This window comes from Pseudomonas sp. MBLB4123 (assembly GCF_051904775.1).
GTDB lineage: Bacteria > Pseudomonadota > Gammaproteobacteria > Pseudomonadales > Pseudomonadaceae > Aquipseudomonas > Aquipseudomonas benzenivorans_B.
Genome location: NZ_CP196711.1, coordinates 486,902 through 510,329, shown reverse-complemented (window position 1 = coordinate 510,329; position 23,428 = coordinate 486,902). Strand labels below are relative to the sequence as shown.

General features: G+C 66.2%; 24 protein-coding genes. 13 read left to right on the top strand and 11 right to left on the bottom strand.

Annotated elements, in window-relative coordinates:
- Window positions 1-30: 30 nt before the first annotated feature.
- Window positions 31-939 (top strand): DMT family transporter, encoded by a 909-nt coding sequence (locus ACSX1C_RS02550; protein ID WP_439888100.1) that lies wholly within the window; start codon window positions 31-33, stop codon window positions 937-939.
- Here the strand turns inward: ACSX1C_RS02550 and ACSX1C_RS02545 are convergent.
- A complete protein-coding gene (locus ACSX1C_RS02545) occupies window positions 936-1,883 on the bottom strand; it encodes an IS481 family transposase (protein ID WP_439888099.1) in 948 nt (315 codons plus the stop codon). The two genes, ACSX1C_RS02550 and ACSX1C_RS02545, sit on opposite strands and share 4 nt — an antisense overlap.
- Before the next feature lie 357 nt (window positions 1,884-2,240).
- Here ACSX1C_RS02545 and ACSX1C_RS02540 point away from each other — a divergent pair, with 357 nt between their 5' ends.
- Entirely contained in the window at window positions 2,241-3,752 is a 1,512-nt protein-coding gene (locus ACSX1C_RS02540; protein ID WP_439888098.1) for a sensor histidine kinase, read from the top strand.
- A gap of 7 nt (window positions 3,753-3,759) precedes the next feature.
- Here the strand turns inward: ACSX1C_RS02540 and ACSX1C_RS02535 are convergent, their stop codons facing one another.
- The gene (locus ACSX1C_RS02535) at window positions 3,760-4,470 is read right to left on the bottom strand and encodes a response regulator (RefSeq protein ID WP_439888097.1); all 711 of its coding nucleotides are present in this window, start codon (window positions 4,468-4,470) and stop codon (window positions 3,760-3,762) included.
- Between the two features lie 359 nt (window positions 4,471-4,829).
- On the opposite strand from ACSX1C_RS02535, the gene rpoS reads away from it, so the two are divergent.
- Entirely contained in the window at window positions 4,830-5,768 is a 939-nt protein-coding gene (rpoS, locus tag ACSX1C_RS02530; RefSeq protein ID WP_439889357.1) for an RNA polymerase sigma factor RpoS, read from the top strand.
- Window positions 5,769-5,863: 95 nt separating this feature from the next.
- Here rpoS and cysK read toward each other — a convergent pair whose 3' ends face one another.
- Window positions 5,864-6,838: a cysteine synthase A gene (gene cysK / locus ACSX1C_RS02525; protein ID WP_439888096.1), complete on the bottom strand. Its 975-nt coding sequence runs from the start codon at window positions 6,836-6,838 to the stop codon at window positions 5,864-5,866.
- A 257-nt stretch (window positions 6,839-7,095) separates the two neighbouring features.
- On the opposite strand from cysK, the gene ACSX1C_RS02520 reads away from it, so the two are divergent.
- From ACSX1C_RS02520 to ACSX1C_RS02495, 6 genes are all read left to right on the top strand, one after another.
- Window positions 7,096-7,941: an AAA family ATPase gene (locus ACSX1C_RS02520; RefSeq protein WP_318642242.1), complete on the top strand. Its 846-nt coding sequence runs from the start codon at window positions 7,096-7,098 to the stop codon at window positions 7,939-7,941.
- Between the two features lie 24 nt (window positions 7,942-7,965).
- On the top strand, window positions 7,966-8,373 hold the full coding sequence (locus tag ACSX1C_RS02515) for a GFA family protein (protein ID WP_439888095.1): 408 nt from the start codon (window positions 7,966-7,968) through the stop codon (window positions 8,371-8,373).
- A 14-nt stretch (window positions 8,374-8,387) separates the two neighbouring features.
- Window positions 8,388-9,566 (top strand): vWA domain-containing protein, encoded by a 1,179-nt coding sequence (locus ACSX1C_RS02510; protein ID WP_439888094.1) that lies wholly within the window; start codon window positions 8,388-8,390, stop codon window positions 9,564-9,566.
- Window positions 9,567-10,047: 481 nt separating this feature from the next.
- Window positions 10,048-11,787, top strand: a complete 1,740-nt coding sequence (locus ACSX1C_RS02505) for a type I secretion system permease/ATPase (RefSeq protein WP_439888093.1) — start codon at window positions 10,048-10,050, stop codon at window positions 11,785-11,787.
- A 6-nt stretch (window positions 11,788-11,793) separates the two neighbouring features.
- Window positions 11,794-13,137 (top strand): HlyD family type I secretion periplasmic adaptor subunit, encoded by a 1,344-nt coding sequence (locus tag ACSX1C_RS02500; protein ID WP_439888092.1) that lies wholly within the window; start codon window positions 11,794-11,796, stop codon window positions 13,135-13,137.
- A 1-nt stretch (window position 13,138) separates the two neighbouring features.
- Window positions 13,139-14,470 carry a TolC family outer membrane protein gene (locus tag ACSX1C_RS02495; protein ID WP_439888091.1) on the top strand — a complete coding sequence of 444 codons (1,332 nt, stop codon included), beginning with the start codon at window positions 13,139-13,141 and terminating at the stop codon, window positions 14,468-14,470.
- A gap of 10 nt (window positions 14,471-14,480) precedes the next feature.
- Here the strand turns inward: ACSX1C_RS02495 and ACSX1C_RS02490 are convergent, their stop codons facing one another.
- The 4 genes from ACSX1C_RS02490 to ACSX1C_RS02475 form a co-directional block, all read right to left on the bottom strand.
- A complete protein-coding gene (locus tag ACSX1C_RS02490) occupies window positions 14,481-15,005 on the bottom strand; it encodes a DUF2937 family protein (protein ID WP_439888090.1) in 525 nt (174 codons plus the stop codon).
- A gap of 30 nt (window positions 15,006-15,035) precedes the next feature.
- Window positions 15,036-15,809, bottom strand: coding sequence for a class II glutamine amidotransferase (locus ACSX1C_RS02485; RefSeq protein ID WP_318642257.1), 774 nt, complete (start codon window positions 15,807-15,809; stop codon window positions 15,036-15,038).
- A gap of 2 nt (window positions 15,810-15,811) precedes the next feature.
- On the bottom strand, window positions 15,812-16,258 hold the full coding sequence (locus ACSX1C_RS02480; RefSeq protein WP_439888089.1) for an HIT family protein: 447 nt from the start codon (window positions 16,256-16,258) through the stop codon (window positions 15,812-15,814).
- A 76-nt stretch (window positions 16,259-16,334) separates the two neighbouring features.
- On the bottom strand, window positions 16,335-16,811 hold the full coding sequence (locus tag ACSX1C_RS02475) for an MFS transporter (RefSeq protein ID WP_318642261.1): 477 nt from the start codon (window positions 16,809-16,811) through the stop codon (window positions 16,335-16,337).
- Between the two features lie 111 nt (window positions 16,812-16,922).
- Here ACSX1C_RS02475 and ACSX1C_RS02470 point away from each other — a divergent pair, with 111 nt between their 5' ends.
- Window positions 16,923-18,980 (top strand): S9 family peptidase, encoded by a 2,058-nt coding sequence (locus ACSX1C_RS02470; RefSeq protein ID WP_439888088.1) that lies wholly within the window; start codon window positions 16,923-16,925, stop codon window positions 18,978-18,980.
- A gap of 113 nt (window positions 18,981-19,093) precedes the next feature.
- On the top strand, window positions 19,094-19,567 hold the full coding sequence (locus tag ACSX1C_RS02465; protein ID WP_439888087.1) for a cyclic nucleotide-binding domain-containing protein: 474 nt from the start codon (window positions 19,094-19,096) through the stop codon (window positions 19,565-19,567).
- Here the strand turns inward: ACSX1C_RS02465 and ACSX1C_RS02460 are convergent, their stop codons facing one another.
- Window positions 19,568-19,885, bottom strand: coding sequence for a hypothetical protein (locus ACSX1C_RS02460; RefSeq protein ID WP_439888086.1), 318 nt, complete (start codon window positions 19,883-19,885; stop codon window positions 19,568-19,570).
- 131 nt (window positions 19,886-20,016) lie between these two features.
- On the opposite strand from ACSX1C_RS02460, the gene ACSX1C_RS02455 reads away from it, so the two are divergent.
- Both ACSX1C_RS02455 and ACSX1C_RS02450 read left to right on the top strand, forming a co-directional pair.
- Window positions 20,017-20,391 (top strand): YajD family HNH nuclease, encoded by a 375-nt coding sequence (locus tag ACSX1C_RS02455; RefSeq protein ID WP_318642268.1) that lies wholly within the window; start codon window positions 20,017-20,019, stop codon window positions 20,389-20,391.
- 55 nt (window positions 20,392-20,446) lie between these two features.
- A complete protein-coding gene (locus tag ACSX1C_RS02450; protein WP_318642270.1) occupies window positions 20,447-20,914 on the top strand; it encodes an RNA methyltransferase in 468 nt (155 codons plus the stop codon).
- A 6-nt stretch (window positions 20,915-20,920) separates the two neighbouring features.
- Here the strand turns inward: ACSX1C_RS02450 and ACSX1C_RS02445 are convergent, their stop codons facing one another.
- From ACSX1C_RS02445 to ACSX1C_RS02435, 3 genes are all read right to left on the bottom strand, one after another.
- A complete protein-coding gene (locus ACSX1C_RS02445) occupies window positions 20,921-21,553 on the bottom strand; it encodes a LysE family translocator (protein ID WP_439888085.1) in 633 nt (210 codons plus the stop codon).
- A gap of 49 nt (window positions 21,554-21,602) precedes the next feature.
- A complete protein-coding gene (locus tag ACSX1C_RS02440; RefSeq protein WP_439888084.1) occupies window positions 21,603-22,829 on the bottom strand; it encodes a hypothetical protein in 1,227 nt (408 codons plus the stop codon).
- Window positions 22,830-22,959: 130 nt separating this feature from the next.
- A complete protein-coding gene (locus tag ACSX1C_RS02435) occupies window positions 22,960-23,409 on the bottom strand; it encodes a YcgN family cysteine cluster protein (protein WP_439888083.1) in 450 nt (149 codons plus the stop codon).
- Window positions 23,410-23,428 lie beyond the last annotated feature (19 nt).

Here is a 23,428-nt window from a genome sequence, read left to right as displayed (position 1 = left end):
CTCTACGGTTTCCTCCCCGGAGCCGCACCGATGAGACCCGCCGACCTGCTACGCCTGCTGCTGCTCGCCGCCATCTGGGGCGCCAGCTTCCTGTTCATGCGGATCATCGCCCCGGTGCTCGGCAGCATGCCCACCGCCTTCTTCCGCGCCAGCCTCGGCGCCATCGGCCTGCTCGCGATACTGCTGCTGATGCGCGTGCGCTGGGACTTTCGCGGCAAGCTCAGGCAGTGCCTGGTCCTCGGGGTGATCAACGCCGGCCTGCCGTCGGCCATGTACTGCCTGGCGGCCCAGGTGCTGCCGGCCGGCTACTCGGCGATCCTCAATGCCACCACACCGATGATGGGGGTGTTGATCGGTGCGCTGTTCTTCGCCGAGGCGCTGACCGCGAGCAAGGCCGCCGGCGTGGCAATCGGGCTGTTCGGCGTGGCCGTGCTGACCCGCACCGGGCCGGTGCAGTTCGACCTGGAATTGCTGCTGGGCGCCGCCGCCTGCCTGATCGCCACCGCCTGCTACGGCTTCGCCGGCTTCCTCGCGCGGCGCTGGATCGCCGAACAGGGCGGCCTGGACAACCGCCTGACCGCGTTCAGCAGCCTGTGCGGCGCCAGCCTGTTCCTCCTGCCCTGGTTCGGCGGCTCGCTGCTGCTGCAGCCGCCCGCCAGCTGGGGCGGAGCCGAGGTCTGGTTGTCGCTGGCCGGCCTGGGCCTGCTCTGCACCGCCTTCGCCTACGTGCTGTATTTCCGCCTGCTGAACGACATCGGCCCGGTCAAGGCCTCGACCACCACCTTCCTGATCCCGCCCTTCGGCGTGCTGTGGGGCGCGCTGCTGCTGGACGAGCCGCTATCCTCGGCCTACCTGTACGGCGGCGCCCTGATCGCCGTGGCGCTGTGGCTGGTGGTACGCCCCACCACTCCGGTCGTGCAGCCAAAGGCCGCGACCTAGGTGTGTAAACCCAGTACGTTGTTCAGTGGAAGTGGCGCGCGGCTGATGGGCGGGTTGTACCCGAGGCTGGCATGTGGGCGGTGCCAATTGTAGTGATGCAGCCAGGGCATCAGGTGCTGTGCTCGCTGTGCTGAACTTTCGTAGCTACGGGCATAGGCCCACTCGCGCAGGCTGGTCTGGATGAAGCGCTCGGCCTTGCCGTTGGTGCGTGGCGTATAAGGTTTGGTGCGCAGGTGGCGCAGCCCCAATCGTCTGACCAGGCGCCGGAACTTGCGTGAGCCATAACAGCTGCCGTTGTCGGTCATGATGCGGGTGAAGTGAATGCCCAGGCTACGGTAGTAACGCAGCGCTTGAATTAAAGCCTGACACGCACTGCGGCCACGCTCATCAGGATGCAAACTACTGAAAGCGATACGACTGGCATCGTCGATGGCCACATGGACGAACTCCCAGCCCGCACCGCTGGAGTTTTGCTGGCGGTCACCGGTGACCCGGTGGCCTGGCTTTCTGAAGCGTCCCAGCTTCTTGATATCCAGGTGCAGCAGATCACCAGGCGTCGGGTATTGGTAGCGCACCACAGGTGGCGCCGGTTCCAGTTCGGCCAGCCGATTCAAGCCGAGCCGTTGCAGACGGCGAGCCACAGTGCTGACAGCCAAGCCCAATTGGATCGCTATCTGCTGATAGGTATGACGGGCACGACGCTGCTCGATCACTCGCTCCACTAGCGCATCGGGCGTTGCATGGGGACAGTGCTGCGGACGTGACGAGCGATCCTTCAAGCCGGCCTCGCCTTCCTCGCGAAAGCGCTGCAGCCATTTGTAGGCGGTTCGCACGCTCACACCGGCGGCCTGGGCCGCTTCCTCGACCCGCAGGCCGCGCTGAATGCGCTGAACCAAAAGGGCTCGACCGCGAGGGGTAAGACGGGCATGTTTATGCAGGTTCATCCGGGGCTCCTGGAAGGCTTGGTTGGTCGCACTTCCAGAATTCCGGGAATGCCCCGGATGAACAACCTACTGAGAGATCACACCTAGGCCGGGACAGCTCGTCCCGAGTGCTGACGCCGGATGCCGCACCTGCCGTCCGGCGCGGTCGGTCGGCGCCGCTCGACCTGCCTTCTTGTGCAACTGAACTAGACTTGTGAGTTACGCGGGAAATCGAGCGCCGGAGGGCAGTCGAGCGGGCCTCTCGCCCCTCTGCCCCGCTGGCGGCGAATTCGACCACGACCCGTCTCGATCATCCCGGCGTGAGCCATCCGCTACGCGCATGTGTCGCCCAGACCAGCGCAAGCCCCAGGAGCACGGATGAACACAGAGGCCAAGATCGACTCGCCTGCCGAGGGCCCGCACAGTCCGCCTGGTGGAGCGTCTGCAGCAGCCACGCCATCGTCGTCGCGGCCACGGCCGACCTGGTGGCGCAAGGCGCTCCAGCCACTGTGTCGGTTGAGCCGCTCGACCCAGTTCGTGATCGCCGCCGCGGTCATTCTGGGCCTGACCATGACCTTCGTCGGCAACCTGGTCAGCAAGACCATCGAGCGCTCGGCCGTGCAGTCCGCGGCAAACGCCGGCGCGCTGTACATGGCCACCTTCCTCGAGCCCTATGTCCAGGAGCTCAGCACTGGCCAGCGCCTGTCGGTCAAGACCGCCGAGGCCATCGATCGCCTGATGACCAGCGCCAGCCTCAACGCCCATGTGGTCTCGGCGAAGATCTGGAGTCCCGATGGCACCATCATCTATAGCACCAACAAGGACATTGTCGGCAAGTCGTTTCCGGCCGACGACCTGACCCTGGCCCTGCAAGGCCAGATCGTCACCGAGTGGGGCGAGCTGACGGCCGAGGAGAACGCCTACGAGGCCAGCCTGGGCATCCCGCTGTATGAAATCTACGCGCCCCTGCGCGAATTCGGCACGGATCGCATCCTCGCCGTCGGCGAGTTCTACGAAAGAGCCGAGATGCTGCAGAACGAGATCGATTGCATCCGTGAGGAGGTGTGGATCATCGTCGGCACGGGGACCCTGTCGATGTTGCTGCTGTTGTTCGCCATCGTTCGCCGTGGCGAGCGCATCATCCTGAAACAGCAGCTGGCCCTCAGCCGGCAGATGCAGGAGCAGGCGCGGCTGAGCTCGCAGAACATCAACCTGCAACGCAAGATCACCAGCGCCAACCAGTCCTTCTCCCGCGTCAACGAGCTCATCCTGCGCCGCCTCGGCGCCGACCTGCACGACGGCCCGGCGCAACTGCTGACCCTGATCCTGGTTCGCCTCGACGAGCTTGCCGTGCTGCAGGAGCGCTACAAACAGAACGGCGGCGAGTTCGAGATCGACGCGCTCGAGTCCCTGCGCCACGCCGCCAAGGACGCCCTGGGAGAGATCCGCGACATCTCGCGCGGCCTGGCCTTGCCGGAGATCAACGGTATGCCCCTGCGGCAAGAGCTGGAGCTGGTGGTACAACGCCATGAGCTGCGCACCGATACCCGGGTGAAGCTCAAGTGCGAGAACCTGCCGGATAACGTGCCCCTGGCACACAAGACCTGCATCTATCGCTTCATTCAGGAGGCGCTGAACAATGCCTACCACCATGCCGATGGCAAGGGACAGGCGGTCAGCGCAGTCTATGACCAAGGGCTTCTGGAAATACGGGTGTGCGACGACGGCGATGGCTTCGACACCGAACACCTGGTAGCCGCCAATCATCGACAAAGAGCCCGCCTGGGACTGGCGGGCATGCGCTACCGGGTGGAGTCACTGGGCGGGCAGTTTCACATCGAGTCCGGCCCAGACGAAGGCACTACGGTGAGCGCCAAGTTCAAGCTGTGAAGGCGGGTCAGTCGGTTCCGAAACTCGACGTCCCCGAGCCCCGCTGCCCCGAAAGCTGCTGCCTGATATGCGCGGAGTGGCGATTGCGCCAATACTCCATGACCGCGGTAACCGCTTCCACCCGGTTACGCACCTGGAGCTTCTGCATGATGCTGGTCATGTAGTGCTTGACGGTCTTCTCGCTCAGGGACAGCTTGTCGGCAACCTCCCGGTTGGTCAGCCCGTTGGCCACCTCCCGGATAATCTGCTCCTCACGGTGAGTGAGCTCGTCCACCGTCTTCTCGTCCTCGTTGTGCTTCTGCAAGTTGCTGATCAACTTGCCGGCAAAACCCGGCGTGATGAAGGTCTGCCCCAGTGCCACGTTCCTGATCGCCTGCGCCAGCTCCGGGCCGCTCACGCCCTTGAGCACATAGCCCTTGGCCCCGGCCTCCAACGCGGCATAGGCATCGTCCTCGGACTCCGACACGGTCAGCATCAGCACCTTGATCGCGGGGTTGGCCAAGACGATGGCCCGCACCGCCGAGAAACTGTCGCCCGGCATATGCACGTCCATCAGCATCACATCCGGCCGATACTCCGCCGCGATGCACTCCGCCTCTTCGGCCGAGCCGCCCTGCTCGACCACCTCGAAGTCGGCTATGCGCTTGAGCGCTGCGGCGACCCCCTGCCTCAGCAGCGGGTGATCGTCGACTATGCCTATCCTGATGCTGTCACTCATGCCCGGTCCCTCCCCTCCCTCTGGCGCCTAAACGACGCGAGCGCCTCGATCAGGCCACTCTAAAGTCTGTTCAGTGTAGTAAAGGCAAGGCCTTGCCACAGAAAATCAAGGGCTTTTTTAAGACCTATTTAGAATGCCGGGCTGGCCGAAATCGGACCAAAGTCCACCTCACGCTTAAGACCATAGTGGCGCAATTGCGCTAGACCTCTGCCTCTTTGACTTCACAGAGAAGCGCCTGATCCTGTAGGCCTCATAGGACTTTCCGAGCAGTGACTATGACTTACGCATTCCGCTCCAACCTTGCTCAAAACAAAAGCCAAAATATTGACGACAAAGTTGAGACAGCTATCCGACAGGTTCTGAAGGTGGCCCAGTCCGTTACCCCGCCTCCCGAGGCGAAGGGCAAGCCCGAGGCATCAACCCCGGCCAACGTGGCGAAGCAGCATAAGTCCACCGATTACTCTCAGGCACTGGATGCCACGCGTCTGTACCTGAACGAAATCGGTTTTTCACCGCTGCTGTCCAGGGAGGAGGAACTGCACTTCGCGCGCCTGACCATCCAGGGAGACGCCCTGGCCCGCAAGCGCATGATCGAGAGCAACCTGCGTCTGGTGGTGAAGATCGCCCGCGGCTACCTCAACCGTGGCCTGTCGCTGCTGGACCTGGTCGAGGAAGGCAACCTCGGCCTGATCCGCGCCGTGGACAAGTTCGATCCGGAGCTGGGCTACCGTTTCTCGACCTATGGCACCTGGTGGATTCGCGAAACCATCGAACGGGCGCTGATGAATCAGACCCGCACCATCCGCCTGCCCATCCACGTGGTGAAGAAACTCAACGGCTACCTGACCGCGGCCCGGGAGTTGACGCGCAAGCTCGACCACGACCCGTCGAGCGAGGAAATCGCCTCGCTGCTGGAGAAGGACGTGAGCGAGGTGGAACGCCTGCGCGACCTGAATGTGCGGGTGACCTCCCTGGATCACACCTACGGCCAGGACTCCGACAGAAGCCTGATGGACTCCATCACCGACGAACAGCCGAACGACCCCTGCGAGCTGCTGCAGGACAGCGAACTGGCACATAGCATTCGGGAATGGCTGGCGGAGCTCACCGAGCGGCAGAGCGAAGTGGTGATCCGCCGCTTCGGCTTGCAAGGCGAGGAAGGCTGCACCCTGGAGGAAATGGGCCGATCCATCGGACTGACCCGCGAACGGGTCAGGCAGATCCAGGCCGAGGCGCTCAAGCGCCTGCGCCGTATTCTCGAGAAGAATGGCCTCTCCAGCGACACCCTGCTCGAGTAGGCCAACGACGCCGGGTGACCCTCAGCCCAGGTGCGACCGCTCGCACCTGGGCTGCATCATGTCCTCTCGCATGCTGACCGGGGTCCTTGCCGGATTTACTGCACCAGCTCCTGCTCGCTGAACAGATCGCTGAACAGCATGCTCGACAGGTAACGCTCGCCGGAGTCCGGCAGTATCACCACCAGGGTCTTGCCCTGCATCTCCGGCTGCTCGGCCAGACGCACGGCCACCGCCATGGCCGCGCCGCAGGAAATGCCGCAGAGAATCCCTTCCTCGCGCATCAGGCGCAGGGCCATGGCCTTGGCCTCCTCGTCGCTCACCTGCTCGACCCGGTCGACCAGCTCCAGGTCGAGGTTCTTCGGCACGAAGCCGGCACCGATGCCCTGGATCTTGTGCGGGCTGGGCTTGACCTCGGCACCGGCGAGAGTCTGACTGATCACCGGTGAACCGACCGGTTCCACCGCCACCGAGAGTATCGGCTTGCCGCAGGTCCGCTTGATGTAGCGCGACACCCCGGTGATGGTGCCGCCGGTGCCGACGCCCGAGACCAGCACGTCGATGCCGCCTTCGGTGTCCTTCCAGATCTCCGGACCGGTGGTCTTCTCGTGAATCGCCGGATTGGCCGGGTTATCGAACTGCTGCGGCATATAGTAGGTGGCGGGGTCGGAAGCGGCGATCTCCGCCGCCTTGTCGATGGCCCCCTTCATGCCCTTGGCCGGCTCGGTCAGCACCAACTCGGCGCCCAGGGCCTTGAGCACCTTGCGCCGCTCCAGACTCATCGAGGCCGGCATGGTCAGCAACAGCTTGTAGCCACGGGCGGCGGCGACGAACGCCAGGCCGATGCCGGTGTTGCCGGAGGTGGGCTCGACCAGGGTCATGCCCGGCTTGAGCACGCCGCGTTCCTCGGCATCCCAGACCATGCTGGCACCGATCCGGCACTTCACCGAATAGGCCGGGTTGCGTCCCTCGATCTTGGCCAGGAGGGTCACCCCGGCCGGCCCCAGGCGGTTGATCATCACCAGCGGGGTATTGCCGATGGTTTGCGCGTTGTCAGCGAAGATGCGGCTCATGGCGAGGTCCTTGTGCGAGTTCTGCCGAAAAAGATTGCCAGCCTAAGACCCGTTCGGCCGGGCGTCCAGCCCGGCACTGCGTTGCCCGGCGAAACAGGGGCGGGGCGGGGACGGCCGGAACAGCGCCGGCATGACCCGCCATTCAGTGACTGAATGACGGGTCTGCGTTCACAGTCGACGGGGCCCCGCGTTATAGTCGAGCCTCAATACTGAACCGGCGGGTACTGCCCCGGCCGTTACCGTTCGAGGATTTTCCGATGAAGTTCGAAGGCACCCAGTCCTACGTCGCCACCGACGACCTCAAGCTCGCGGTCAACGCCGCCATCACCCTGCAGCGCCCGCTGCTGGTCAAGGGCGAACCGGGTACCGGCAAGACCATGCTCGCCGAGCAACTGGCCGAGGCCTTCTCTGCCCGCCTGATCACCTGGCACATCAAGTCCACCACCAAGGCCCACCAGGGCCTGTACGAGTACGACGCGGTGAGCCGACTGCGCGACTCGCAGCTGGACTCGGACAAGGTCCACGATGTGCGCAACTACATCAAGAAGGGCAAGCTGTGGGAGGCCTTCGAGTCCGAGGAACGGGTGATCCTGCTGATCGACGAGATCGACAAGGCCGACATCGAGTTCCCCAACGACCTGCTGCAGGAACTCGACAAGATGGAGTTCTACGTCTACGAGACCGACGAGACCATCAAGGCCAAGCAGCGGCCGATCATCATCATCACCTCGAACAACGAGAAGGAGCTGCCGGACGCCTTCCTGCGCCGCTGCTTCTTCCACTACATCGCCTTCCCCGACCGCGACACCCTGCAGAAGATCGTCGACGTGCACTACCCCGGCATCAAGCGCGACCTGGTAGCCGAGGCGCTGGACGTGTTCTTCGACGTGCGCAAGGTGCCGGGCCTGAAGAAGAAGCCCTCGACCAGCGAACTGGTGGACTGGCTCAAGCTGCTGATGGCCGACAACATCGGCGAGGCGGTACTGCGCGAGCGCGACCCGACCAAGGCCATCCCGCCGCTGGCCGGGGCCCTGGTGAAGAACGAACAGGATGTGCAGTTGCTCGAGCGCCTGGCCTTCATGAGCCGCCGCGCCAGTCGCTGAAGCCTTCCAGCGAGGTATCCGACCATGCATAACGGCAGCTGCCTGTGCGGCACGGTGAAATACGCGATCGACGCGCCCATCGAGTCCGCCACCCATTGCCACTGCGGCCAATGCCGCAAGGGCCACGGGGCGGCGTTCGCCAGCTACGGCAATGTGCGTCGCGTGCATTTCCACTTTGTCGCGGGGCTGGACGCGGTGGCCGAGTTCCACTCGTCCCCCGGGGTGACCCGGACCTTCTGCCGGCAGTGCGGCTCCAACCTGCAGTGGTTCGCCGATCACCCCTACCCCGACTGGGTATCGGTAGCCCTGGGCACGCTGGACTCGCCGCTGGGTGAGATACCGCAGAAACACATCTACGTGGAGTCCAAGGCCGACTGGTACGCCATAGCCGACGGGCTCCCCCAGGAGCACCGCTCTGGACCAGACGAATAAACGAGGGCGCAGCCATGCTGCTCAACCTGTTCAATGAAATGCGCGCGGCCAAGGTGCCGGTGTCGGTGCGCGAGCTGCTCGACCTGATCAATGCATTGCAGCACAACCTGGCGTTCGCCGACATGGACGAGTTCTACTTCCTCGCCCGCGCCATCCTGGTCAAGGACGAACGCCACTTCGACAAGTTCGACCGGGCCTTCGGCGCCTACTTCAAGGGGCTGGAGAACCTCGACCGGCACATCGAGGCGCTGATCCCCGACGAGTGGCTGCGCAAGGAGTTCGAGCGCTCGCTGACCGACGAGGAACGCGCCAGGATCGAGTCCCTCGGCGGCCTGGACAAGCTGATCGAGGAGTTCAAGAAGCGCCTGGAGGAGCAGAAGGAACGCCACGCCGGCGGCAACCGCTGGATCGGCACCGGCGGCACCAGCCCCTTCGGCTCCGGCGGCTACAACCCCGAGGGCATCCGCGTCGGCGACGCCGGCAAGCGTCAGGGCCGCGCAGTCAAGGTGTGGGACCAGCGCGAGTACAAGAACCTCGACGACCAGGTCGAACTGGGCACGCGCAACATCAAGATCGCCCTGCGCCGCCTGCGCAAGTTCGCCCGCCAGGGCGCCCAGGACGAACTGGACCTGGACGGCACCATCGACCACACCGCCAAGGACGGCGGCCTGCTCAACATCCAGATGCGTCCGGAGCGGCGCAACGCGGTCAAGTTGCTGATCCTGTTCGACATCGGCGGCTCCATGGACGCCCACGTCAAGGTCTGCGAGGAGCTGTTCTCCGCCTGCAAGACCGAGTTCAAGCACCTGGAGTACTACTACTTCCACAACTGCGTGTACGAGTCGGTGTGGAAGAACAACCTGCGCCGCACCTCCGAGCGCTTCGCCACCCACGACCTGCTGCACAAGTACGGCCCGGACTACAAGGTGGTGTTCGTCGGCGACGCGGCCATGGCGCCCTACGAGATCACCCAGGCCGGCGGCAGCGTCGAGCACTGGAACGAGGAGCCGGGCTACGTCTGGATCAAACGCTTCATGGAGAAGTACAAGAAGCTCATCTGGATCAACCCCTATCCCAAGGACACCTGGGGCTACACCGCCTCGACCAACCTCATCCGCGAACTGGTCGAGGAGCAGATGTACCCGCTGACCCTGCAGGGCCTGGAAGACGGCATGCGGTTCCTGTCGAAATAGCGCCCCGCCGCTAGGCGCAGGCCCACAGAAAAAGACGCCGCGTCTGCCTTTCGGTAGACGCGGCGTCTTGCTGCTGCACATGCCCTAGCGCAGACCCTGCTTTTCCCTCACTTCCCGGCGGATCGCCACGGCTGTCACCGCGCCCTCTCCTGCGCCGTTCGGCTCGTCAGGCTTCACGCCTGAGTAAGACTTAAGTCTCACGATCTGCACCTGTCAAGAACCCGGCTACCCACCGACAAAAAGCCCTTAAAAATCATAAGTCACTGCTACAAAAGAGAATTATTCAAGCGTCAAGCGGCACCGCTGTACCAAAAACGTGCCTTGCGTGAAACGCGGCACTGCACCTATACCTAGATGACAAGGCCCCCTTTTGCTTGTGGCGAGGATTTTTTTGCACAGGAATTTCACCTCCAAGGACGGACGCTAAACGGGCATCAGCCACGGCTGAGCGATCAGCGAGCAGCAGTACTGGAGGAATTCCATGGACACCTTGAAGTCTCCCCGCTCCGAACTGGCGGAAGTGTTGTTCCGTCTACGCCGGACCTTTCTCGCCCTGGCGGCCTTCAGCGGCGTGATCAACCTGCTGATGCTGACGCCGGCGGTGTACATGCTGCAGGTCTATGACCGGGCGCTGGTCAGCAGCAACGTCACCACCCTGCTGATGCTGACCCTCCTGGTGGTCGGCCTCTATGTGCTGATGGGGCTGCTGGAGATGGTTCGCTCGACCGTGCTGATCCGCGTCGGCAACCGTCTGGACATGATGCTCAACAAGCGCGTGTTCACCGCAGCCTTCGAACGCAACCTGAACCGCGCCGGCGGCAACCCGGCCCAGGCGCTGCAGGACATGGCCCAGGTCCGCCAGTTTCTCACCGGCAACGGCCTGTTCGCCTTCTTCGATTCGCCCTGGACGCCGATCTACCTGTTCGTCATCTATCTGGTCCACCCGCTGCTGGGCCTGATCACCCTGATCGGCTCGCTGCTGCTGGTCGCCCTGGCCTACCTGACCGAAGTCAGCACCCGCAAGCCGCTGGCCGAAGCCAACCAGGCCTCGGTGGCCTCCGGCACCTTCGCCAACAACAACCTGCGCAATGCCGAGGTGATCGAGGCCATGGGCATGTTGCCGGCCATCCGCGAACGCTGGTTCGGCAACCATCAGCAGATTCTCGAGAAGCAGACCCTGGCCTCCGACCGGGCCGCCTACATCAACGGCACCACGCGCTTCCTGCGCGTCACCCTGCAGTCGCTGATTCTCGGCACCGGTGCCCTGCTGGCGATCGAGGGCAAGATTACCCCGGGCATGATGATCGCCTGCTCGATCCTCGCCGGGCGCGCCCTGGCCCCGGTCGAACTGGCGATTTCCACCTGGAAGCAGCTGCTCACCAGCCGCGCGGCCTGGGGCCGCCTGTCCACCTTGCTGAGCGACTTCCCGGCACGCAAGCCCTCCATGCCGCTGCCCAAGCCGGCCGGTCAGGTCAATGTGGAAGGGGCATTCGCCAACGCCCCCGGCACCCCGCTGACCATTCTGCGCAACATCAGCTTCAACCTCGCCCCCGGCGAAGCCCTGGGCATCATCGGCCCCTCGGCCTCGGGCAAATCGACCCTGGCGCGCCTGCTGGTCGGCGTCTGGCCGGCCCACGCCGGCAAGGTGCGCCTGGACGGTGCCGACATCTTCCAGTGGAACAAGGACGAGCTGGGCCCCTGGCTCGGCTATCTGCCCCAGGACGTCGAGCTGTTCGAAGGCACCATCGCCGAGAACATCGCGCGCTTCGGCGAGGTCGACGGCGAGGCGGTCATCCTCGCCGCCCAGCAGGCCGGGGTGCATGACATGATCCTGCGCCTGCCGCAGGGCTACGACAGCCCCCTGAGCGCCGACGGCGGCTCGTTGTCCGGCGGCCAGAAACAACGCATCGGCCTGGCCCGCGCGCTCTACGGAGACCCCTCGCTGATCGTCCTCGACGAGCCGAACGCCAGCCTCGACGACATCGGCGAGGCCGCCCTGGTCAAGGCCCTCGCCGACCTCAAGAGCCGCGGCAAGTCCCTGGTGCTGATCTCGCATCGGCCGACGGTGCTGAACATAGTGGACAAGGTCCTGGTACTGCGCGAAGGCACGGTGCACATGTTCGGCAGCCGCGACGAAGTCTTCAACGCCCTGCGCCAGGCCAGCGTCATGCCCACCACCATGGGCGGCGCGACCCTGGCCTCGGTCAAGACCAAGGAGTGATGCGTCATGTCGAATCTAGAGTTCGAACGCAAGAGCCTCATCCCTGACAACCAGGAGGCCGTCGACGTCGATGACCGGCGCCCCGGGCGCTGGGGGCTGGGGCTGGTGCTCGCCGGCTTCGGAGGCTTCGTGCTGTGGGCCATCCTCGCCCCCCTGGATGCCGGCGTAGTGGCCAACGCCACGGTCAACGTCACCGACAACCGCAAGACCATCCAGCACCTGGACGGCGGCTGGATCAAGACCATCGCGGTACGCGAAGGGCAGATGGTCGAACGCGGCCAGATCCTGGTCGAGCTCGACGCCACCCGCGCCATCGCCGAACAGGGCGTGGTCAGCGGCCAGTACATCGTGATGAAATCCGTCGAAAACCGCCTGCAAGCCGAGCGCGACGGCATGCCCGAGGTGACCTTCGATCCGGCGCTGCTCGAACGCTTCGCCGGCGACCCGCGCCTGGACGCCTCGATCACCCTGCAGCGGCGTCTGTTCATCACCCGACGAGCGGCCCTGACCGGCGAGGCCGGCATCCTCCAGGAGAACATTCGCGGCGCCGAGGAGCAGCTCAAGGGCCTGCGCCAGGTGCAGGGCTCGCGCTACGCGCAGATCAAGTTCCTGCGCCAGGAACTCGACGGCGTGCGCAGCCTGGCCGCCGAGGGCTATGTCGCCCGCAACCGCATGCTGGAGCTCGAGCGCAACGCGGCGCAACTGAACGCAGAGCTGGCGCAGAACATCGCCGAGGTCGGCGGCGTGCGCAACCAGATCGCCGAACTCAAGCTGCGCATCCTGCAACTCGAGCAAAATTTCCAGAAGGAGGTGCAGTCGCAGCTGACCGACGCGCAGAAGGAGGCCTCGGCCCTGGCCGACCGTCTGCGCTCACTGGACCATGAGGTCACCAACACGGTGATCCGCTCGCCGATAGACGGCGTGGTGCTTGGGCTCAACGTCTCGACCATCGGCGGGGTGATTCAGCCGGGCTCGACCATCATGGACGTGGTGCCGGCCAACGAGCCGCTGCAGGTGGACGCCAGGGTGCCGGTCCAGGCCATCGACAAGATGGCCCCGGGGCTGCCGGTGGATATCGCCTTCCCGGCCTTCAACCACGCCCAGACGCCCAACATTCCCGGGCGGGTGCTGACCGTCTCGGCCGACCGCCTGGTCGATGAGGCCAACAAGCAGCCCTACTACCTGGCGCAGGTCGAGGTGACCCCGGAGGGTATGGACAAGCTCGGCAGCAATCGCATCCGCCCGGGCATGCCGGCCACCGTGACGATAAAAACCGGCGAACGCAACCTGATGAGTTACCTGATGAAGCCTATGCTTGACCGGATCGACAGTGCCTTCAAGGAGCAGTGATATGGCGATCCGTTTAGCTCTCGTTTGCCTGGCCGGGATGGCCAGCCTGCCCGCGGCGGCCCTGGACCTGCAGGAGGCGTGGAATACCCTGCGCCTGCAGGGGCCGGTATATCGTTCCGCCGCCCATGAGCGCGACGCCGGCGCCGAGAACCGGGCCCTGGGCCGGGCCGGCCTGCTGCCACAGATCAATGCCAGCGCCAGCAGAAGCAAGGTCAACGGCACCCAGGAACTCGGCAGCTCGGCGGACAACGACCTGGACTACGACTCGCAGAACCTGGCGGTACAGCTGCGCCAGCCGCTGTTCAACCGCCAGAAGATGGCCGAGTACCGCCAGGGCAAGCAACGTGCCGAGTACAGCGAGGCGGTGTTCGATGCCAAGACCCAGAACGTCGCGGTACGTCTGGCCAGCCGCTATTTCGATGTGCTGCTGACCCGGGAAACCATCGACCTGGCCGACGCCAAGCTCAAGGCCTTCGAGCAACAGGTGGCGGCCGCCAAGCGGCGCTTCGACCTGGGCGACGGCACCATCACCGACGTCGACCAGGCCACCGCCCGGCGCGACCTCGCCCTGGCCGAGCAGATCGAGGCACGGGACAACCTGGCGATCGCCCTGCGCCTGCTGCAGGAGATGCTCGGCGAGATGCCGCGGCAGGTCGCCACCCTGCGCGGCGACTTCCCCACCCCCGGCCTGCACCCCAACAACCTGCAGGCCTGGCTGAGCAAGGCCCAGGCGAACAACCCGGCGCTACGGGCGCGCCACTACAATCGCCGGGTCGCGGAAGAGGAAGTCAACCGTGCCAGCAGCGGCCACTGGCCGACCCTCGATTTCGTCCTCGGCTACACCAACAGCGAGAGCGACTCCATCACCACCATCGACCAGAAGAACCGCTACGCCTCGGTCGGCCTGGAATTCAACATGCCGCTGTTCTCCGGCGGCGCGGTCAGCGCCCGGGTGCGCCAGGCCACGGCCAGCCGCGAGCAGGCCGGCGAGGACCTCAACGCCACCCGCGAGGAAGTGTTCTCGGCCACCACCCGCGAGTTCCGCGGCGTGCAGAGCGGCCCGGCGCGCATCAGTGCGCTGCAGCAGGCCGTGGCCTCCAGCGAGCGGGCTCAGGACTCGGCGAAGAAGGGGTTTCTCGCCGGCTCGGCCACCAACGTCGACATCCTCAACGCCGAGGAACAAGTATTCCTCGCCCGGCGCGACCTGCTGGAAGCCAAGCTGCGCTACCTGATCTCACGTCTGCAACTGGCCGCCGCCGTGGGCCTGCTGGGCGACGACGACATCCGTCAGGCCAACGCCTACCTCGGGCCGGAACTGGTGCTCAACTACTGAGCCAAACGGCTCAGCGCCAGTGGCGCTGCCGCGCTCGGCTGTCCTGGCCGGCGCCGAACATCCAGGCGAGCATCAGCAGCCCGCCCTCGATCAGCCAGGCCAGCAACAAGGCACAGGCGATGCCCCAGGCAATGGCCTGCGGCGCCAGCAGCACCTGATAGCGATAGGCCTGGTAGGTCTCCTCCAGCAACTCGCCGTCCGCCGCCGTGGCCAGGTGCCAGACCTGCGCATACCAGGCCCCGTGCATCGCCCGCTGCTCCCGCTCGAGAAAGCGCGCGCGCTCGACCAGATCGCCCACGCTGCGGGCGTCGCTGCGCATCACCGGGTCATCGCTCACCCGATAATGCGCGACCAGGGCCTGGAGGTCGTCCTTGAAGAAACGCCGAGCGGTTTCGCGGAACCCCTTCAGGCCCTGCTCGGACTCCAGGCGATGGGCCTCCACGCGCTTGCCGTAGTCGTCGATGAAGCCCGGCACCTGCACCCCGACCAGCAGGCCCAGGGCGAACAGCGCCAAACGCAGATAACTTCTCAGCATGTCCCCAACCTCCTTGCCATCCTTCCGGCCTCAGGCCACGCCCTGTGCCCGACATTCGCCGGCCCGCCACAGGCGCCACTCGCCCGGCTGGTAGCGGCCCCAATTCTCGTTGTCGGTGAGCGGCTCGGTGGCCAGCACCGTCACCACATCGTTGGGCGTGGTTTCGGCCTGAAAATCCACCCGCAGATCGGCGTCCTTCAACTGCGCCGGTCCGAAGGGCGCCCGCCGGGTGATGTGGGCCAGCTTGCTCGAACAGAAGCTGAACAGCCAGTCGCCATCACTGAGCAGGCAATTGAATACCCCCTGTCGGCGATAGGCTGCGCAGGCCTCGACCAGGCCCGGCAGCAGCTGCTCGAAGGGTGGCGGCTCGGGGAACGCCAGGCGCAGGCGGTTGAGCAGGTCGCAGAAGGCCGCCTCGCTGTCGGTGTCGCCCACCGGCCGGTAGAAGCCCGGTGCAGGATGGAAGTCTTGCAGCTGGCCGTTATGGGCGAAGCACCAGTTGCGCCCCCACATCTCGCGCACGAACGGGTGGGTGTTGGCCAGGCAGACGCGGCCGACATTGGCCTGGCGGATGTGGCCGATCACCACCTCGCTCTTGATCGGGTAGCGCTGCACCAGCTGCGCCACCTCCGACTCGCTGCTGGCCCGCGGGTCCTGGAACAGGCGCAGGCCGCGTCCCTCGTAGAATCCTATGCCCCAGCCATCGCGATGGGGGCCGGTGCGGCCGCCGCGCTGCATCAGCCCGGTGAAGCTGAAGACGATGTCGGTGGGCACATTGGCGCTCATGCCGAGCAGTTCGCACATGGCTAAAGGTCTCCTGCCAGGGCGTGGCGCAGGCGCGCCGCCTGGCGCTGAAAATGCCCCTCGAGACGCTTGCGGCCCAGAGGCAGGAAGCGTGTCAGCGAGCGCCAGAGCAGCGCCGGCAGATCGCCGGTGCGGCGGGGAATCAGGTGCAGATGGAGGTGGGGCACGTGCTGGTTGGACGCCGGGCCATCGTTGAGCAGCAGGTTGATGCCGTCGACCCCGTAGCCCTCGGCGCGCAGCGCCCCGGCCATGCGCTGGGCAACGGCGAACAGACGCTCAGCGGCGGCGGCGCCGAGGTCCTGGAGCAGGGGCGCGTGTTCGCGGCTGACCACCAGCAGGTGCGCCGGGCGCAAGGGGAAGACGTCCAGCAGGACGATGAAATGCTCGTCCTCGTACAGCCGGTAGGCCGGCAATCGATTCGCCACTATTCCACAGAACACGCAGTCCATTAGCCCTCCTAGCTGCGGATAACCCCCATGCCGAGCGCCCGCCGCATCGGACGCCAGCCGACACGCGCAGGCCGGCTCAGAGTCGCGGTTCGATCCGCAGACGCCGCTCCCCTCGAACATCGCGAAGGCCGTCGGTCTCCTCGCCACCGCGCTGCATCAGCTCGCGCAGGGTCGGCGCCTGCTCGTCGGCCGCCTCCCGTTCCGGGCCGCGCCGCCCCTGCCACCAGCGCTCGATCGGCCAGCGAATGGCCACGAACAGCAGGTACAGGGCAAAGGCGATCAAGCCGTACAGGGCCAGGTCGGCCACCGCCCGCCAGGCGTTGTTGCCCACCTTGAACAGCAGGTCCAGGGCGGTAATGGCGATCGCCGGGGCGAACAGCTCCTCGGCCGGGTCGACTATGGTCGGGGTCAGCAGCAGCACCGCCACCAGCAGACGCAGCGGCTCGCGCACAAAGCGCCACATCCAGCGGGTCAGCCGAAACCACACCAGCAGGCAGCCGAGCGCCGCGACGGCGTAGGCGCTCCAGGCGAGTAGATAGTCGTTCTCGATCATAAAACCGTGGGTCCCTGGCATGGCGGGGCTTACAAAGGGGGGCTTATGATAGCGGCTTTTACCCGCCCCGGCGCCCCCGCCGTGGCCCCCAGCTGATTCCGGAGTAGCCGCATGTCGCACGCCCCCATCGCCCGCACCGAACCCGGCGCCGACCCCTACCGCTGGCTGGAGCAACGCGATGCCGCCGAGGTACTCGCGCATCTCCAGGCCGAGAATGCCTACCTGGAGGCCCAGCTGGCCGGGCAGAGCGAGCTGCGCGAGGCGCTGTTCCAGGAGATCAAGGGGCGCATCCGCGAGACCGACCTGTCGCTGCCTTCGCCCTGGGGGCCCTACCTCTATTACCAGCGCACCACCGCCGGCGACGAATACCCGCGGCACTATCGCTGCCCGCGGCCGAGCGACGACTCGCTGCAGATCGACGAGCGTGCCGAACAGCTGCTGCTGGACCCCAACGAGCTGGCGGGCGGCGGCTACCTGTCGCTCGGCGCCTTCAGTGTCAGCCCCGATCACCGGCGCCTGGCCTACAGCCTGGACACCAGCGGCGACGAGACCTACCGACTGTTCGTCAAGGAACTGGACGACGGCAGCGTGCGCGAGCTGCCGTTCGCCGACTGCGACGGCAGCATGACCTGGGCCAACGACAGCCAGACCCTGTTCTTCGGCGAGCTGGACGAGACCCACCGGCCGCACAAGCTGTATCGCCACCGCCTCGGTGACGCCGGCGCCGAGCTGGTGTTCCACGAGCGCGACGGGCGCTTCTTCCTGACCTGCTACCGCAGCAGCTCCGAGCGCCAGCTGGTGCTGCTGCTGGGCAGCAAGACCACCAGCGAGGCCTGGGTGCTGGACGCCGACACCCCCGAGCGGGCCTTTCGCTGCCTGGCCCTGCGCGAAGAGGGCCACGAGTATTACCCCGACCATGGCCAGCTCGACGGCCACTGGACCTGGCTGATCCGCAGCAACCAGGCCGGCATCAACTTCGCCCTCTACTACGCCCATGCCGCCATCGACCCAGAGCGGGCGCCGACCCGCGAACACTGGCATCAATTGCGCGCGCACGACCCGCAGGTGATGCTCGAGGGCGTCGGCCTGAACCGCCGCGCACTCATCCTCAGCCTGCGCGAGGGCGGCCTGCCGATCATCGAGGTGCATCCCCAGGGCCAACCCGCCTACCGGGTGCAACTGCCGGATGCGGCCTACAGCCTGCACGTGCAGGATCATCTGGAGTTCGACAGCCCGGCGATTCGCCTGCGCTACGAGGCGCTCAACCGCCCGGCGCAGATCCGCCAACTGGCCCTGGCCAGCGGCGAGCAGACGGTGCTCAAGGAGACCCCGGTGGAGGGCCCGTTCGACGCCGATGCCTATGTCAGCCAGCGCCTGTGGGCCACGGCGGCGGACGGCACGGCGGTGCCCATCAGCCTGGTGGCCCGCCGCGAGGTGCTCCAGGCCGGCCAACCCGCCCCGCTCTACCTCTATGGCTATGGCGCCTACGGCGAGAGCCTCGATCCCTGGTTCTCCCACTCCCGCCTGAGCCTGCTGGAGCGCGGCTTCGTCTTCGCCATCGCCCACGTACGCGGCGGCGGCGAGCTGGGCGAGGCCTGGTACCGCGCCGGCAAGCTGGAGCACAAGCACAACAGCTTCGACGACTTCATCGCGGTGGCCGAGCACCTGATCGCCCGCGGCTACACCCGCCCCGAGCGGCTGGCCATCAGCGGCGGCAGCGCCGGCGGCCTGCTGATCGGCGCGGTGCTCAACCTGCGTCCCGAGCTGTTCGCCGCGGCCATCGCCGAGGTGCCCTTCGTCGACGTGCTCAACACCATGCAGAACCCCGATCTGCCGCTGACCGTCACCGAATACGACGAGTGGGGCGACCCCCATGCCCCCGAGGTGTTCGAGCGGATCAAGGGCTACGCCCCCTATGAGAACGTCGGGGCCCAGGCCTACCCGGCGATACTCGCGGTGGCCGGCTACAACGACAGCCGCGTGCAGTACTGGGAGGCGGCCAAATGGGTGGCCAAACTGCGCGCCAACAAGACCGACGAGCACCTGCTGCTGCTCAAAACCGACCTCGACGCAGGCCATGGCGGCATGAGCGGGCGCTACCAGGCGCTGCGCGACGTGGCCCTGGAGTATGCTTTCCTGTTCAAGGTGCTCGGGGTGACCGGCGCCTGAATGCGCGCCCGGTCACAGCTTGTGGCGGACGGCCGTTGGCAATCGGTTGCCGGGCCGCTAACGTCGAGCCTGAACCCGCCCTTTCTTTCTTGCCGGACAGCCCCAGAGTTCCCATGCCCGACAACTCCCACCTGATCGATGAGATCCGCGACATGCTGCTGGACTGCGGCATGTTCCACAGCCTGCTGCCGACCGAACTGCTCAACGCCGCCGGCTACTTCAACATCGGCCAGTACGAACCGGACGCCGTCATCTGCAACGAGGGCGATGCCGGCACCTTCATGTGCATCATCCACTTCGGCGCGGTGTCGATCCGCAAGACCAACTCCAGCGGCGAAACCGTCGAGCTGGCCAAGCTGCGCAAGGGCCGCGCCTTCGGCGAGATGGCCGTGCTGGATGGCGAGCGACGCTCGGCCAGCTGTGTGGCCGTCAGCGACTGTACCCTGCTGGTACTGGCCAAGGACTCGCTGGAAAAGATGCTGCAGGAGGCGCCCAAATCGGCCGCCAAGATCATCCGCGCCATCGCCGTGGCCATGTCCAAACGCCTGCGCATGGTCGACGGGCAGATGGTCGAGCAGCAGCTCTGATCAGTCGCCCAGGCGCTGGCTGTTGCGCCGCAGTTGCTGCTCCAGCAGCGGCAACTCGGCGTCTCTGGGGGGCGGCGGAGCCGACCGTGGGTTGAGCGGACCACCCCGGTTGCCCGTGCCGTCGATGAGCAGCGGCAGGTTGTCCGGGGCCGTGCCGGGAATACTGCGCGGCTGCGGCTGACTGAAGGGTTGCGGCGTGGCGGTGCCGGGCGAGCCGGCGGGACGCTGCTGGGGAGCCTGCACCGGGTAGCCCTGCGCCGCCAGCGCAGTGGCCCACGACGCCACCAGCCATGGCAAGGCCAGAATGAGCATACGCATCGGCGGCCTCCTTCGGCGGGACTCGATCTTTGGGCCGCGCCGGCCTGCAAAAGTGCCCCGCGCCCGGTTCTCGGCGACAGCCGGCAGGACTAAACTGCAAGCAAGCCCCGAACCCCACGATGGAACAGACCATGAGCACGGAAAAATCCCCTTCGCCCACCGCCAAGCTCGACCGCATCCTCGCCGAGGCCCAGCGCAGTCGCGAGGAAGGCTACCGGGACAAGGCCCTGAAGATGTATCCCCACGTCTGCGGGCGTTGCGGTCGCGAGTTCTCCGGCAAGCGCCTGAGCGAGCTGACGGTGCACCACCGCGACCACAACCACGACAACAACCCCCAGGACGGCTCCAACTGGGAGCTGCTGTGCCTGTACTGCCACGACAACGAACACTCGCGCTACACCGACCAGCAGTATTTCAGCGAAGGCTCCACCGCCAGCCCCCAGGGCCCCAAGGCGACCCACAAGGCCTTCGCCGACCTCGCCGCGCTGCTGAAGAACAAAGAATAGGCCGGCCCGCCCTGCGCCCCTTTATACTGGCGCCCTTTGCCCGAGGGGTCAGTACGTGGCGAACAAGAGATACAGCTGCATCGGTCTGTTCAACCCCAAGTCGCCGGAGAACGTCGGCGCGGTGATGCGCGCCGCCGGCTGTTACGGGGTCAGCTCGGTGTTCTACACCGGCACACGCTATGAGCGCGCCCGCGACTTCGTCACCGACACCAAACAGGTCCACCTGGACATCCCGCTGATCGCCATCGACGACCTGCAGAAGATCATCCCCCTGGGTTGCACCCCTGTCGCCGTGGAACTGGTGGAGGGCGCCCGGCCGCTGCCCGAGTACACCCACCCGGATCGGGCGTTCTATATCTTCGGTCCGGAAGACGGCTCGCTGGACAAGCGCATCCGCGCCTGGTGCGAAGACGTGGTGTACGTGCCGACCAACGGCTGCATGAACCTCGCCGCCACGGTCAACGTGGTGCTCTACGATCGCCTGGCCAAGGGCAACAACACCCGATCCGGGCCGCAGTACTAGAGGGTTTCAGCCGCGCCGCTCGGTCAGAGCCAGGCCGATGCCCATGGCCATGATCAACACCCCGGCGCCGCTCTGCTGCCAGCGGCGCCAGGCCGGGCGATTGCCCAGACGACTGCCGAAGTGCCCGCAGAGCAGCGCCACCCCGGCATTGACCAGGGTGCCGCACAGGCTGAAGAACAGACCGAGCAGGAGCATCTGCCAGACGAAATTCGGCGAGTCGGGCCGAGCGAACTGGGGCAGGAAGGCGAGGAAGAACAGCGCCACCTTGGGGTTGAACAGGTTCACCAGCACGCCCTGGCAGAACACCCGAGACAAGCTGGCCGGGGCCAACGCCTGACCGGGGGACTCGCGCCAGGCCGCGCGCACCAGCTGTACCCCCAACCAGATCAGGTAGAGCACCCCGGCCCACTTCACCAGGCTGAAGGCCAGCGCCGACATCAGCAGCAGGGCCGACAGGCCGAAGGCGGCCGCCAGGGCATGCACCAGGCAGCCGACGCCTATGCCCAGGCTGGACACCAGCCCGGCCGGGGTACCCTGGGCACTGGCGCGCGAGGCGATATACAACATGTCCGGCCCCGGCGTCAGGTTCAGCGCCAGGGTGGCGGCGAGAAAAAGACCGAAATGCTCGATGCCCAGCATGGTTCGACTCCCTTAAACGCTCCGAGGGTGGATGAGGCCGCGCCGCCGGTCAGCGCAGCAGCCGGGTGTCCAGCACCTCGGACGGCGCGCCCATGACGCTCTCGCTGATGTCGATCAGGTCCTGGGTGCTGACCTTGTCCAGGCGCATCAGGCCACGGGTCACGTCGTCCAACGAGCGCGGCTGGCTGTCCTTGGTGGCCTGGCGTATCTCGCGATCCAGCTCCTGCAACAGCAACACCGCCCGGGCGGTCACCGGGCCGGTGGAGCGCTTGCCGCGCAGGCTCTTGACCGGCTTGCTCCACTTGCTCAGTTGCTGGCGAATCTTCTGGTAGCGCTCCTCGCTCAGGCCACCGGCGCGGCGCATGATCTCGATGGCGTAGTACTCGGCCAGGCCCTCGACGACCCAGTCGCTGCGATCGCGCTGGCTGATGCGACTGAACACGTGAACCAGCTCGTGCACCAGGGAACTGGTGCCGTTCTCGCTCACCAGCGGGCGATCGGCGTGCATGTAGTAGGAATTGGTCGCCGACAGGCCGCCGCGCCACATCGGGTCGCCGGCGCCGACGATCAGCAGCTTGGCCGGGTCCCGCGGGAACACCGCCTGCATCTGCGGCCAGACGAAGGTCAGCAGGGTGAGGATGTCCATCCGCCGCATGCCCTCGCCGACCGGCGCCGCCACCGTCACCTCGGTCTCGCCGAGCTTGGCCCGGCGCGTGCCGATCTTGCCGGCGACTATCCAGCCCGTGGGCCGGTCGAACTTGCGCAGCGGGTTGTCGATGCGGAACCTGTGCTTGCCGATGCGCGGCCAGCCGGTCTCCACCCCGCGCCAGCCCTTGGGCAGGTCGAACTGCAGGCGCGCGACCAGCTCGGTCTTGTCCTCCTGGCGCAGCCTGGCGCTGGGCACCAGGTCGTCGCCGCGCAGCAGTGCCCAGTCGGGCGTCATGCGCGCATCATAGTGCTCGCCGTTGCGCAGATGGCTGACGCGCACCCGGTAGCTCAGCTTCGCCCGGCCCTTGGCCGGCTGCCACACCCCCCGCCCGGGGCTGTCCTGGGTCCACTGGCCATCGGCGGCGAAGTCCGAGTAGGCGCCCTCCTCGCCCAGGTCGAAATCCAGGCCGAGCACCCGCTCGCCCTTCTCCAGGGTCAGGCTGACCTCGGCCTGGTCGCTGTCCGGCAGGAGTTTCACCCGGTAGTCCAGATCGACCCGTTGGGCCGCCCACAGCGGGACGGCGAGCAGCGACAGGGCGACGGACAGCAGGGTGCGACGAATCGTCATGGGGGACATTTCCTTGGCAAGAGAGGCGGATCGATACACAGACCGGGTCTGGGTCGAACGACTTCCGGGTCGGCGACCGCTACGCTTGCACAAAGCCGGCGGCACTGCAACGGCGTCGGCCGCCGTGGGCCTAGCCGGCGCGGAAGATCAGGTGCTCTTCCCAATCGTCCTCGGCCACGCTGTTCTCGCTGAGCATGCGGCCGGCCTGGGAGATGCGCTCGACATGCACCGCCTGCGGATCGCCACAGACCAGGTGGTGCCACAGCGGCAGGTCCTTGCCCTCGCTGACCAGACGGTAGGCGCAGGTCGGCGGCAGCCACTGGAACTGATCGGCCTGGGGCGGGGTGAGCTGGATGCAGTCGGGCACGAAGCGCACACGATTGGCGTAGTCCGTGCAGCGGCAGCTGTCGAGGTCGAGCAGCTTGCAGGCGATGCGCGTGTAATAGACGCTGCCGTCGTCCTCGTCCTCGAGCTTCTGCAGGCAGCACAGGCCGCAGCCGTCGCACAACGACTCCCACTCGTCCTGATCGAGCTGGGCGAGGGTCTTGCGTTTCCAGAAGGGTTCGACTTTGGCGGCCATGGCGGGCAATGGGGTGCGG